Genomic DNA, 12,980 nt, shown 5'->3' with positions numbered 1-12,980 from the left:
TAGTCAATGTTCAGCTCTAGAAGGAGGCCCACGATGAAAGCCATCGGCTACCAACAATCCCTGCCAGTCGACGACGCGAATTCACTGATCGACATCGAACTGCCTGATCCCACGCCCGGCCCGCGCGACCTGCTGGTCGAGGTCCGCGCCATTTCGGTGAACCCGGTGGATACCAAGATCCGCATGCGCGTGCAGCCGGAAGCCGGCCAGCATCAGGTGCTTGGCTGGGACGTGGCCGGCGTGGTGCGAGCGGTGGGCAGCGAAGTCACCCTCTTCCAACCCGGCGATGAAGTGTTCTACGCCGGCGCGATGAATCGGCCGGGCGCCAACAGCGAACTGCACCTGGTCGATGAGCGCATCGTGGGACGCAAGCCCGCCACACTTGGCTTTGCCGACGCTGCGGCCTTGCCGTTGACCTCGATCACCGCCTGGGAGCTGCTGTTCGAGCGCTTGCAGATCAGCGAAGGCAAGGAAGATCGCGATCAGCGTTTGCTTATCGTCGGTGCAGCGGGGGGGGTGGGCTCAATCCTCACACAGCTGGCGCGCCAGTTGACCGGGCTGAAAGTGATCGGCACCGCCTCGCGCAGTGATACCCAAACCTGGGTGCGCGAACTGGGTGCTCATGAGGTGATCGATCACAGCCAGCCGTTGGCCGCCGAGCTGCAACGTCTGGGCATCAATGACGTAACCCACGTCGCAAGCCTGACCCACACCGACACGCATCTGCCGCAGATTGTCGAAGCGCTGCAGCCACAGGGTCGCCTGGCGCTGATCGACGACCCGGCGAGCCTCGACATCAGCCTGCTCAAGCGCAAGAGCCTGTCGTTGCACTGGGAGTTCATGTACACCCGTTCGCTGTTCCAGACGCCAGACATGATTGCGCAGCACCAACTGCTTAACCGGGTCGCCGATGCGATCGACAGCGGTGTGCTCAAAACCACCTTGGGAGAGCATTACGGCACCATCAACGCCGAAAACCTGCGCCGCGCCCATGGCTTTATCGAAAGCGGCAAAGCCAAGGGAAAGGTCGTCCTAGAAGGGTTCTGATGGATGGGGCCGCTCAGGACGAGACGGTCTCGCTGCGCGATAGGCTGCTCTGGCCGGTATACCAGGCCAGGCACGCCGCCAGACCCGCGCACACAGTGATGGCCAACGCCATCGGCACGGCTGTGCCGTTGTGCATCCAACCCACGGATGCCGATGCCAAAGCGGCGACACAGAACTGCATGCTGCCCATCAAGGCCGACGCCAACCCGGCCTGCTTGCCCTGCTTCGCCATGGCACAAGCAGTTGCATTGGGCAGGATGCTGCCAAGGCTCGCCAACCCAGCGAACAGCGGAATCAGCAATGGCCAGAGTACATCCGGCTTGCTCAGCGCAATCACCAACAACGCCGCGCCGCAGGCGAAGTAGAGCCAGACCAGGCGTCGCAGCCAGAACCCCGGGCCGCGCAAGCGCAGCAGCCGCGCGTTGATCTGCGAAACGAGGATGAACCCCGCCGCATTGCTGCCGAACAGCCAGCCGTAGTGCTCGGCTGGAACGCCATACAGCTCGATGAATACGAAGGGCGAGCCGGCGATATAGGCGAACATGCCCGCCATGGCTACACCACCCGAAAGCGCGAAGGCGATGAATTCGCGGTCACGAAACAACGCGACATAGCGCCCGAAGGTTCCGCTCAAGGCATGTTTGGGCGCATCGGCCGGCAGGGTCTCCGGCAGCCGTAGCGCGACCGCAACACCACACAGCGCGCTGAAGATCGTCAGCGAGACGAAGATCGCCTGCCAGCCAAAGGCGTTCATCAGCAGCCCACCCGCCAGCGGCGCGAGAATTGGCGCCAGCCCCATCACCAGCATCAACTGGGAAAAGACTTTGGCGCCCTGCACCGGATCGCACCAGTCGCGTACCACCGCGCGAGTCACCACGATGCCAGCGCAGCCACCCAACGCCTGGACGAAGCGCGCAGCGATCAGCCAGTCCAGCGACGGCGCAAAGGCACACGCCAGCGATGCCAGGGTAAACAGCGTCACGCCCACCAGCAGCGGCCAGCGGCGTCCATACCGATCCGCCAGCGGCCCATAGATCAGCTGCCCAAGGGCCAGGCCGATGAAGTAAGCCGCCAGCGACAGCTGCACGTGTTCAACATCCGTGGCAAAAGCGCGCGCCATCGAGGGAAACGCCGGCAGGTAGAAATCGATGGCCAACGGACCAAAGGCGCTGAGCGCGCCCAGAATGAGCAGAATCGGAAGGGGCATGGATAAACTCGCGGAGCGGAAAGCCGAAGCATCGACACGCAGCGAAGCCGCGACCGAGATCGAACGTTTACAGAGAAGCTGGGATGCTGTTACATACACAGACGATTGTAAACATCCAAAGTTGCAGAGGTTAAGGGACGAACTCCGCATTACCCGCCGCGAAGGCTTTATTCAATGCAGTTTCAGACTGCCGTAGCTCACCCATGCGAAGAACCAAAGAAGACGCCGAAAAGACCCGTGTTGCCCTGCTCGCCTCTGCCGAGCGGCTGTTTCTCGACAAGGGTGTGGCGCACACCAGTCTCGACCAGATTGCCCGCGACGCCGGCGTGACCCGCGGCGCCGTGTACTGGCATTTCCAGAACAAGGCGCATCTGTTTCACGAAATGCTCAACCAGGTTCGCCTGCCCCCGGAACAGATGGCCGAGCGGCTTTGCAGCTGCACCCAGCAGCAGCCGCTGAGGGCGCTGTATGAACTCTGTATCGAAGGCATCAGTGCCTTGGGTCGGGATGAGCAGAAGCGCCGGGTCATGACCATCCTCCTGCACCGTTGCGAATTCACCGATGAATTACGCGAAGCGGAAGAGCGGCACCAGGCGTTCATCAACCAATTCATTGAGCTTTGCGAAAAGCTGCTGGAGAGCGCCGTTGATAGCCTGTATCCAGGCATTACTCCGCGGTTGGCCGCGTGCACTTTGCACGCGCTGATCGTCGGCGTGTTCAGCGACTGGACCCGCGACCCGACCCTGTTCGATCCGGAAAAGGATTGCGCCGCACTGATCGACCCGGTGTTCCGTGGCTTGGTCAAGGACTGGGACAGTTCCGCCGTACGCTGACGTGTCCCTAGCAAACGCGGCAGCACCAGCTGCCGCGTGTTGCATCACTGGACCTGATAGCCCTCTTCTTCAATCGCCTCGCGGATGGCCGCCTCGTCCAGCCCGCCTTCCACTTGCACCACGCCCGCCTCAAGGTCGACATCGACCCTGGCATCGCTATCACGGGACTGGATCGCCTGAATGACGGCGCGCCGGCAATGCTCGCAGGTCATGCCTTTCACGTTGAACGTCTGCATCGGTTGCTCCTTTCGCTCGTTGGACACACCAGCATGCTCAACCTTGCCACACTGACAGGGTCAATAGGCTTGGCTGCGACATCCTGTAACTGGACTTGACCTTCCCACAAGGTGAAGGTTGATCCTCAGTGGCAACTGGCCTATTCGGAGCAAAACATGACGAGCGCAACCTACACGCTGCCTATCTCCGGCATGACCTGCGCGAGCTGCGCCGGGCGGGTCGAGCGCGCCCTGCTGAAGGTGCCCGGCGTCGACAGCGCGGCGGTGAACCTTGCTGCCGAGCAAGTCCGCGTGCAGACCCATGAAGGCGAGCTCGCCGAACTGGTACAGGCCGTGGAAAAAGCCGGCTACGGCGTGCCGGTACAAACCCTTGAACTGGCCATCAAAGGCATGACCTGCGCCAGCTGTGCCGGTCGCATCGAGCGTGCCCTGCTCAAGGTGGCCGGCGTGCGCAGCGCCTCGGTGAACCTGGCCAACGAACGTGCTCGTATCGAAGTGCTCGGCGCGGTCGACCCGTCAATACTGATCGCCGCGGTCGAGGCCGCTGGCTACAAGGCTCAAGCCAGCAGCGATAGCGAGCCGGCCACTGACCAGAGCGAGAGCCGCCTGCGCCGTGAACGCTGGGCCGTTATTGCCGCGTTGCTGCTCGCCGCCCCGCTGGTCATTCCAATGTTTGGCGACCTGCTGGGCCTGCATTGGATGTTGCCGCCCTGGATGCAGTTCGTGCTCGCCACGCCGGTGCAATTCATTCTTGGTGCGCGTTTCTACGTGGCGGGTTGGAAGGCCGTGCGGGCCGGGGCCGGCAACATGGACCTGCTGGTCGCGATCGGCACCAGCGCCGGCTATGGCCTGAGCCTCTACCAGTGGTGGGTCGCAGAGGCCGGGCAGATGCCGCATCTGTATTTCGAAGCGTCCGCCGTGGTGATCGCCCTCGTCCTGTTGGGCAAGTACCTGGAAAGCCGTGCCAAACGCCAGACCAGCGCAGCCATTCGTGCGCTGGAGGCGCTCAGGCCGGATCGCGCCTTACGGGTGGTCGACGGCCGTGAAGAGGATGTTGCCATCGCCGCCCTTCGCCTGGACGACCTGGTGTTGGTCAAGCCTGGCGAGCGCTTCCCGGTGGACGGCGAAGTGGTCGAAGGCGAAAGCCAGGCCGACGAGGCCCTGATCAGCGGTGAAAGCCTGCCGGTGGCGAAGGCGCCGGGTGACAGCATCACCGGCGGCGCGATCAACGGCGAAGGCCGCTTGCTGGTGCGCACCACGGCCCTCGGCGGCGAAACGGTGCTGGCACGCATCATCCGCCTGGTCGAAGACGCCCAGGCCGCCAAGGCCCCCATCCAGAAACTGGTGGACAAGGTTAGTCAGGTGTTCGTCCCGGCGGTGCTGGTCATTGCCCTGTTGACCCTGGCGGGCTGGCTGTTCGTTGGCGCGCCCGCCGAAGTGGCGTTGATCAATGCGGTTGCCGTGCTGGTCATCGCCTGTCCCTGTGCGCTTGGCCTTGCGACACCCGCTGCGATCATGGCCGGCACCGGTGTCGCCGCGCGCCACGGCATTCTGATCAAGGACGCTGAAGCGCTGGAGGTCGCCCATGCGGTGACGGCGGTCGCCTTCGACAAGACCGGAACGCTTACGTCCGGCAAGCCGCGCATCGTTCACCTGCACGCCGTTGATGGCGACGAGCCCGCGCTGTTGCAACAGGCCGGTGCGCTGCAACGCGGCAGCGAACATCCGCTGGCGCAGGCGGTGCTGGACCGCTGTGCCGAGCAAGGACTGACAGTGGCTGACGTGGATCGCAGCCAGTCGCTCACCGGACGCGGCATCGCCGGCGATCTCGATGGCCGCTCGCTGGCGCTGGGCAACCGCCGGCTGCTGGACGACAGCGGCCTGCAGCCGGGCGAGCTGGCGGGCAAAGCCGAGGCCTGGGAAAGCGAAGGCCGCACCCTCTCCTGGCTGATCGAAACGGCACCGCAGCAGCGCGTGCTCGGCCTGTTCGCCTTTGGCGACAGCCTTAAGGATGGCGCTGCGCAAGCCATCGCTGCCCTCAATGCGCGGCATATTCGCAGCCACCTGATCACCGGCGATAACCGTGGCAGCGCTCGCGTGGTGGCCGAGGCGCTGCAGATCGACAGCGTGCACGCCGAGGTGCTGCCGGCCGACAAGGCCGCCACGGTCGCCGAACTGAAAAAAGGCGGTGCAGTGGTGGCGATGGTGGGCGACGGCATCAACGATGCCCCGGCCTTGGCCGCCGCCGATGTCGGCATCGCCATGGGCGGCGGCACGGACGTTGCCATGCATGCGGCGGGGATCACCCTGATGCGCGGCGATCCCAGGCTGGTGCCGGCTGCGCTGGAGATCAGCCGCCGCACCTATCGCAAGATCCAGCAGAACCTCTTCTGGGCGTTCATCTACAACCTGGTGGGGATTCCCCTGGCAGCCTTCGGTTTTTTGAGTCCGGTAGTCGCAGGCGCGGCGATGGCGTTGTCGAGCGTCAGCGTGGTCAGCAACGCGCTGCTGCTCAAGCGTTGGGAGCCGAAGGAATAACGTACAGCCGCGCGCGGGCTGTGGTCGGCGGCACGCATGGACACTGCGCCGACGCAGCACACAACAGCCTCACACCGATTCGTCTGGATGCCCACATGAATATTGGCCAAGCAGCAAAGAAAAGCGGGTTGTCAGCCAAGATGATTCGCTACTACGAGTCCATCGACCTGATCTCGCCTGCCGGACGCAGCGCCAACGGCTACCGCCACTACGGCGAGGAAGACCTGCATCGCCTCGCGTTCATCAAGCGCTCGCGGGATATGGGCTTCTCGTTGGAAGAAGTGAGCAAGTTGCTCAGGCTCTGGCAGGACCGTCAGCGCGCCAGCGCCGATGTGAAAGCCGTTGCTGGCGCACATATCGAGGCGCTCAATCAGAAGATTGCTGAACTGGTGGGGTTACGTGACACCCTGCAGGACCTGGTCGACACCTGCCAGGGTGATGACCGGCCGGATTGCCCCATCCTCAAGGACCTGGAATCGGGCGGGTGCTGCTCGTCTAGCGCACCCCGTGGGCGCAGCTGAACGGGGCGCCACCGCTTGTTCACCAAGGAAACAACAAGGCCAGGCATTGCGCCTGGCCTTGTGATAGATCAGCTAGCCTGCGATTGCAGGTAGTTCTGCAGCCCAATGCGGTCAATCATGCCGAGCTGCTGCTCCAGCCAGTAGGCGTGGTCTTCTTCGGTGTCCATCAGCTGCAGCTCGAGAATTTCGCGCGTCTGGTAATCCCCGTGCTGCTCGGCCAGGGTGATGCCCTTGGCCAGGGCTTCGCGCACCTTGTACTCAAGCGCCAGATCGGCTCGCAGCATCTCGGGCACGGTTTGGCCTGGATGCATCGCTTCCGGCGTCATGTCCGGGGTGCCTTCGAGAAACAGGATACGTTTGAGCAGCGCGTCGGCGTGCTGGGTTTCTTCTTCCATCTCATGGTTGATCCGCTCGTAGAGCTTGGTGAAGCCCCAGTCGGCGTACATGCGCGAGTGCAGGAAATACTGATCGCGCGCCGCCAGCTCCCCGCGCAGCAGTTCTTTCAGATATTCGATGACCTGTGGCTGACCTTGCATTGCAACTCTCTCCTGCACTGACTTTTGAACGCCGGGCAATGATACGCCCAATTGGCAGCCGTTAGACCGCCGCCTCTTGCCGCAGCAACAACGACTGACCAATGGGTCACATCAGCATAGGCTGAACTCCCGAGCCAGAGCGGGGTTCTACTGAACCTGTCGCAGCGTTTCGCACCGTCGCTGCGACGCTTCTGCTCGCCCTACCCAATCGCCCAGGAGTACGGATGCCGTCACAGCGAACGCCTCGAGGCCACTCACAGTATTTCTGCATCACCGCAACGCTCTGTACCCTGCTGGCCCTGTCCGGCTGTTCCGAAGACAAGGAACCTGCGCAAGTCCCGCCACGCGTCGCCTTCGTCGAGCCGCTGCAGCGCATTGATAACGGCCCCGAAGCGCTGCGCTTTCCCGGCGTGGTCGAAAGCATAACCAGCACGCAGCTGGCGTTCCAGGTACCGGGCCGTGTCGAGCGCATCCTCGTCGACGAGGGTGAACACGTTGAAAAAGGTCAGCCGGTGGCCAAGCTCGATGACACCGACTACGAGCTGCAACTGCGCGAATCCGAGGCACGGCTGCGCCAGCTGGAGGCAGATCTGGCGCGCAAGCGTGCCCTATTGGCCGAGGGAATTCTCGCCCCTGCCGCGGTCGAGCCGCTGCAGGCCAATGTGGTGGCGGCACGGGTCGCCCGTGACAGCGCCATACGCGATGTCAATCACAGCACTCTGGAGGCACCGTTCGATGGTGTGGTCGCGCGCCGGCTGGTCGAACCGGACATGGTGGTCGCCACGGGTACACCGGTGCTCGTGTTGCAGAACAACCAGCACATTGAAGTCACCGTAGACCTGCCCGAAACAGCAGCGCTGAGCATCCCCCTGAACCAAACGCTGCAGGCTGTCGGCGAGTTGGTGATCGCCGACCTGACGCTGGCGCTTGAGTACAAGGAACACAGCACCCAGCCGCGCGAAGGCTCACGCACCTACAGGCTGACGCTACAGGGCCAACCGCCGGAGGACTACAACCTGCTGCCGGGAATGGCCATGCGAGTTCGTCTGCAGCGCCCGCCTGCTCCGCAAGACCATGCGCAGCCACGCTTCCGCCTGCCAATTAACGCCGTGCAGACAGCGCCGAACGGCAGCCATTACCTCTGGCTGGCGGTGGACGGCCATGCCCAGCGCCATGACCTGCAGCTCGAACGGATCGAAGACGACCATGCGGTGGTCAGCGGTGATCTGAACAACGACATGCTGGTGGTCGTAGCGGGTGGCAGCAAGCTCTCGGAAGATCAACCGATCAAAGCCGAACGGCGGAAGTAAGCGAATGGATTTAGCCCGTTACGCCATCTGCAAGCCGGTCAATATCTGGGTCCTGGTGCTGATCTGCCTGATCGGCGGCGTCGTCGCGTTCTTCGAGATGGGCCGCCTGGAAGACCCCGAATTCACCATCAAGGAAGCCATCGTCACGGTGCAGTATCCCGGCGCGACCGCACTCGAAGTCGAGCAGGAAGTGACCGAACCCTTGGAAAGCGCTATCCAGGAGCTTTCCGAGGTCAAGGAAATCCGCTCCCGCTCGATGATCGGAGCCGCGGAAATCCGTATCGAAATTCAGGACCGTTATTCCGGTGAGCAGCTCGACCAGATCTGGGACCAGCTGCGCAGCAAGGTCGAGGATGCTCGGCAACAGCTGCCTCCCGGCCTGGACCCACCGCTGGTCAACGACGACTTTGGCGATGTCTACGGCATCTTCTTTGCCCTGGCCGGTGAAGGCCTGACGCTGGAAGAGCTGCATGAAGTCGCCAAGGACCTTCGCCGCGGGTTGATCACCGCAGATGGCGTTGGCCAGGTTGAACTGGCCGGTGTGCGTGAAGAGCGAATTCTCGTGGAAGTCGACCAGGCACGCCTGGCCGCACTGAAGCTGTCTCCACAAGAGCTGGTTGCGGCACTGACCGATGCCGACGCGGCGGTCGAAGCCGGCGGCGTGCGCGCAGGCGAATTCTTCGTCCACATCCGCCCGACCGGCGCGTTCGACTCTCTGGATGCGCTGCGTGCATTGCCAGTGGGTCAAGGCCAGCAAAGCGTTGACCTGGGCTCCATCGCCACCTTGAAACGCGAGTACGCCGAACGGCCGCGCCAGATCATCCGCCATAACGGTGAGCCGGCTTTGACCCTTGGCATCAGCGGTGTGTCGGGCAGCAACATCGTCGAAGTCGGTCGCAGTGTCGAGGCGAAGCTGGAATCCATGCAGCACCTGATGCCGCTGGGCGCCGAACTGCATCCGCTGTATCAACAGCACAGCATCGTCAACGAGTCGGTCAACAGCTTCGCACTCAACGTCTTCCTGTCGGTGGCCATCGTCGTCGGCGTGCTGTGCCTGGCCATGGGGGTTCGCGCCGGCGCGATCATCGGCGCCGTGCTGTTTCTCACCGTGCTCGGCACGCTGCTGCTCATGTGGATCGGTGGGATCGAGCTGGAACGCATCTCCCTCGGCGCGCTGATCATCGCCATGGGCATGCTGGTGGACAATGCCGTAGTGGTCTGCGACGGCATGCTGATCGAGAAACAGCGCGGCAAAAGTATTCTCGAAGCCTCGCGCAAGACGCTGCAGCAGACGCAGTGGTCGCTGCTCGGCGCAACCATCGTCGGCATCCTGGCCTTTGCCGGGATCGGCCTGTCCCAGGACACCACCGGCGAATTCCTCTTCTCGCTGTTCTTCGTCATAGCCGCGTCGATGCTGCTCAGCTGGTTGCTGGCGCTGCTGGTGGTGCCGCTGTTCGGGCACTACTTGCTCGAGCACAAGGGCGACAAACAGGACCAAGACGCTAACCCGGACGATGCCTACAGCGGGCCGGTCTACAACCGGTACCGGCGTATCGCCGGCGGAGTGCTGGGTCGGCCCTGGCTGACGCTGGGCATATTAATCGTACTCACGGTCCTTAGCGTGCTGGGCTTCAGCCGCGTGCCACAGAGCTTCTTTCCGCCCTCGAGCACACCGATCTTCTACCTGAACCTGTTCCTGCCGCAGGGCACGCACATTCGCGAAACCAGCCGCACCGCTGAAGATGTCGAGGGCTATCTGAAGCAGCTGGACGGCGTCACCGATGTGTCGACCTTCGTTGGCGCAGGCGCGTCGCGCTTCATGCTCACCTATGCCCCGGAGCAGCCCAACCCGGCGCTGATGCACTTTCTGGTGCGCACCGAAAATGCCGAGGTGATTGCCGATCTGGTTCGCGAGGTGAATCAGACACTACCGGGCCGCTACCCGTCTGCCAATGTCGCCGCCGCGCAATTCATGTTCGGCCCCAACGCCGAAGCCAAGCTCGAAGCGCGGATCAGCGGCCCCGACATTGAGGAGCTGCGCCGGCTGTCGGCCGAAGGTCAGCGCATCCTTCAGGAGCAGGGTCAGGTCTACAACATCCGCGACGACTGGCGCTCGCCTGTGCCGGTGCTGCGTCCGCGGCTGGCCCTGGACCGCCTGGCCGATGCAGGGCTGACCCGCCAACACGTGGCGCAGGCGCTGTCGGTGGCCAGCGAGGGCCAGCAGGTCAGTGTGTTCCGCGATCAGGACGAGCTGATCCCGATCCTCCTGCGCGCCACGCCAGAGGATCGCGTCGAACCGGGCGATTTCATGCAACGGCTGATCTGGAGCCCGGCCACCCGCAGCTATGTGCCCCTGGCCCAGGTCGCCGACGGCGTCGAGGCTACGACCGAGGAGTCGATGATTCGCCGTTACGGCCGCGAAAGAACCATCGCCGTGCGCGCCGAACCGAGGGACGGCGAAAACACCAATGTCGCCTTCGAACGGATTCGCCCGCTGATCGAGGGCATTGAATTGCCCGTCGGCTACTCATTGGAATGGGGCGGGGATCATGAACAATCATCTGACGCTCAGCAGGCCCTGGCCAGCACCCTGGCGGTGCCTTACCTGGCGATGGTGCTGGTGACGGTGCTGCTGTTCGCCAAAGTTCGCCAGCCGCTGATGATCTGGGCGGTGGTGCCAATGGCGCTGTGCGGGGTCACGGTGGGCCTGTTGGTGACCGGGCAGCCATTCGGCTTCATGGCGCTGCTTGGCCTGCTCAGTCTCACCGGCATGCTCATCAAGAACGCCGTTGTGCTGGTGGACGAGATCGACCGGCAGATCGCCGATGAGGTGCCGCGCCTGACCGCTATCGTCGAGGCATCGGCTTCGCGTCTGCGGCCGGTGATGATGGCCGCCGGCACCACGGTGCTCGGCATGGTGCCACTGCTGTTCGATCCCTTCTTCGCCAACATGGCCGTCACCATCATGGGCGGGCTGGGCTTCGCCACCCTCCTCACCCTGCTGGCGGTGCCCTGCCTGTACCTGCTGTTCATGCGCGTCAAACCGGAGGAAACCTGATGCCGAGCCGATTGCCCCGCACGCCCCTGGTCTGGGCACTGGCGTTGGCCCTCGGCGCCTGCTCCAGCGTACCGGAGCGTCCGGCGCCCGACGTGCCGGAGAGCTGGTTCCATGCGGTGCGCCAACAGCCAGCCGATGCCGAGGCGCTTGCCGACTGGTGGCAGCGATTCGACGATCCAGTGCTGACAAGGCTCGTGCGCCAGGCGCTGGAGAACAACCGCGACATCCGCCTGGCCATGCTGCGCGTCGACACCGCGCGAGCGCAATTGCGGCAGGCGCGGGCGGGCCTGTTTCCCACCTTCGATCTGCCCGGCTCGGCCAGCCGGCAGTGGATCGAGAACAATAACGCGCAGGATGCCAACAGCCCCATTGGCCAATTTATTCCAGATGAAGACGTGATCACCTTCGATAACTGGGAATTGGCGCTACAGGCCAGTTGGGAGCTGGACATCTTCGGTGCCACCCGCGCGCGCACCGACAGTGCACGGCAGCAGATCCGATTCGCCCAGGCCCAGGCCATTGCGGCACGGCTGGCGGTCGCCTCGAATACGGCGCAGGGCTACATGCAGCTGCGCGCCCTTGAGGGGCAACGCGCGCTATTGGTCGAGGGGATCGAGCTGGCAAGAGGGCTCGAACATATTTCCAGCCGACTGTTCGAGGCGGGCGAGGTCACACGGCTGGATGTCGAGGCCAGCACCGCTGAACGCGCCTCGCTGCAGGCGGATCTGGATGAGCTGGAAATCAACCTGGCCGAAGCCAGACTGGCGCTCGATACGCTGCTCGCCGAACCGCCGGGAATGGTGGCCCGAGAGCTCGAAGCGTCAGCCAAGGTGCCCCTGGCCGACAAACCCATTCCACCCGGACAACCGCTGGATCTCTTGCGCCGACGTCCAGATCTGATTGCCGAAGCGGCGCAATTGCAAGCGGCCCAATTGCAATCGCTGGCCGCCCGCCGCGACCTGTTCCCGACGCTTGCCTTGCAGGCAGCAGTCGGCCGCTCCGGGCTCGCGTTGGGCGATGCCTTTTCCACCGCGTCGAATTTCGCCCGCCTCGGTGCGACGTTCGGCCTGCCCTTTCTCGACTACCGCCGACGGGGCGCGGCGATCGACCTGGCCGATGTGGAAGGCGAAAGCGCCTACCTCGGCTTCCAGCAGGCGCTGGCCGAAGCCCTGGAAGAAGTCGAACGATCACTGGTACGCATCGACGGACAGAAACGCCGCCTGGACTCGCTGCGGGCCACCCTTCGTCATCGTGAATATGCTTATGACCTGGCACAGACCAGCTATCGGCTGGGTGAGGCGAATCTCAACGAAGTATTGGACGCTCAACGCGGTTCGCTGCGGGCTCGCCAGCAAGCGCTGCAAGGCCGCACGGCGTTGGCGACGGCGCAGGTGGCGCTGTTCGTGGCGTTGGGTGGCGGTTGGGAAATGGATCCGAGTGCGGTGTCGGATAGGGATGCTGACGGGGACGGGGACAGGAATAATGCGCCGACGTCGCCTCCAGTTAACGCACCAAAGCAGGGGCGAACAGCTGATTAATGTCTTGGGAGCCTGCTCACCGCGCTTCGTAGGAGCCAGCTTGCTGACGAAGCTTCTGATCAGACCTTGCGGTGTATTCGCGAGCAAGCTCGCTCCTTGTATCTCGACTGCTGCCTCATTGTGGGCAATAGTCCCCGACTGATCATCGGGGGAAGG

Annotated in this window: 10 protein-coding genes; 7 read left to right on the top strand and 3 right to left on the bottom strand. The window is 63.6% G+C overall.

All coding sequences use genetic code 11. From position 1 onward, the window contains the following. The first annotated feature begins 33 nt into the window (after positions 1-33). Positions 34-1,047, top strand: a complete 1,014-nt coding sequence (locus AAGW23_RS15265) for a zinc-binding alcohol dehydrogenase family protein (protein ID WP_342407225.1) — start codon at positions 34-36, stop codon at positions 1,045-1,047. A 13-nt stretch (positions 1,048-1,060) separates the two neighbouring features. On the opposite strand, the gene AAGW23_RS15260 is transcribed toward AAGW23_RS15265, so the two are convergent. Then, complete coding sequence (locus tag AAGW23_RS15260; protein ID WP_319300079.1) at positions 1,061-2,254, bottom strand: Bcr/CflA family multidrug efflux MFS transporter; 1,194 nt, start codon at positions 2,252-2,254, stop codon at positions 1,061-1,063. Between the two features lie 203 nt (positions 2,255-2,457). Between AAGW23_RS15260 and AAGW23_RS15255 the strand changes: the two genes are divergently transcribed. Beyond that, the gene (locus AAGW23_RS15255) at positions 2,458-3,087 is read left to right on the top strand and encodes a TetR family transcriptional regulator (RefSeq protein WP_319300077.1); all 630 of its coding nucleotides are present in this window, start codon (positions 2,458-2,460) and stop codon (positions 3,085-3,087) included. Between the two features lie 44 nt (positions 3,088-3,131). Here AAGW23_RS15255 and AAGW23_RS15250 read toward each other — a convergent pair whose 3' ends face one another. Next, positions 3,132-3,323 (bottom strand): heavy-metal-associated domain-containing protein, encoded by a 192-nt coding sequence (locus AAGW23_RS15250; protein ID WP_319300075.1) that lies wholly within the window; start codon positions 3,321-3,323, stop codon positions 3,132-3,134. A 156-nt stretch (positions 3,324-3,479) separates the two neighbouring features. Between AAGW23_RS15250 and AAGW23_RS15245 the strand changes: the two genes are divergently transcribed. After that, positions 3,480-5,861 carry a heavy metal translocating P-type ATPase gene (locus tag AAGW23_RS15245; RefSeq protein WP_342407224.1) on the top strand — a complete coding sequence of 794 codons (2,382 nt, stop codon included), beginning with the start codon at positions 3,480-3,482 and terminating at the stop codon, positions 5,859-5,861. Between the two features lie 95 nt (positions 5,862-5,956). Next, positions 5,957-6,382 carry a Cu(I)-responsive transcriptional regulator gene (gene cueR, locus AAGW23_RS15240; RefSeq protein ID WP_319300071.1) on the top strand — a complete coding sequence of 142 codons (426 nt, stop codon included), beginning with the start codon at positions 5,957-5,959 and terminating at the stop codon, positions 6,380-6,382. 68 nt (positions 6,383-6,450) lie between these two features. Here cueR and bfr read toward each other — a convergent pair whose 3' ends face one another. Further along, positions 6,451-6,918, bottom strand: a complete 468-nt coding sequence (bfr, locus tag AAGW23_RS15235) for a bacterioferritin (RefSeq protein ID WP_319300069.1) — start codon at positions 6,916-6,918, stop codon at positions 6,451-6,453. A gap of 224 nt (positions 6,919-7,142) precedes the next feature. Between bfr and AAGW23_RS15230 the strand changes: the two genes are divergently transcribed. From AAGW23_RS15230 to AAGW23_RS15220, 3 genes are read left to right on the top strand one after another with little or no spacing between them, the layout of a single operon-like run. Beyond that, positions 7,143-8,228, top strand: a complete 1,086-nt coding sequence (locus AAGW23_RS15230) for an efflux RND transporter periplasmic adaptor subunit (protein WP_319300067.1) — start codon at positions 7,143-7,145, stop codon at positions 8,226-8,228. Positions 8,229-8,232: 4 nt separating this feature from the next. Beyond that, positions 8,233-11,286, top strand: a complete 3,054-nt coding sequence (locus AAGW23_RS15225; RefSeq protein WP_342407223.1) for an efflux RND transporter permease subunit — start codon at positions 8,233-8,235, stop codon at positions 11,284-11,286. Beyond that, entirely contained in the window at positions 11,286-12,824 is a 1,539-nt protein-coding gene (locus tag AAGW23_RS15220; RefSeq protein ID WP_342407222.1) for an efflux transporter outer membrane subunit, read from the top strand. The genes AAGW23_RS15225 and AAGW23_RS15220 overlap by 1 nt, the downstream gene beginning before the upstream one ends. Positions 12,825-12,980 lie beyond the last annotated feature (156 nt).

This window comes from Stutzerimonas chloritidismutans (genome assembly GCF_038562055.1).
GTDB classification, from domain to species: Bacteria; Pseudomonadota; Gammaproteobacteria; order Pseudomonadales; family Pseudomonadaceae; genus Stutzerimonas; species Stutzerimonas chloritidismutans_A.
Note: the sequence above shows the minus strand (reverse complement) of the source record. Positions and strands in the feature narration are given on the sequence as shown.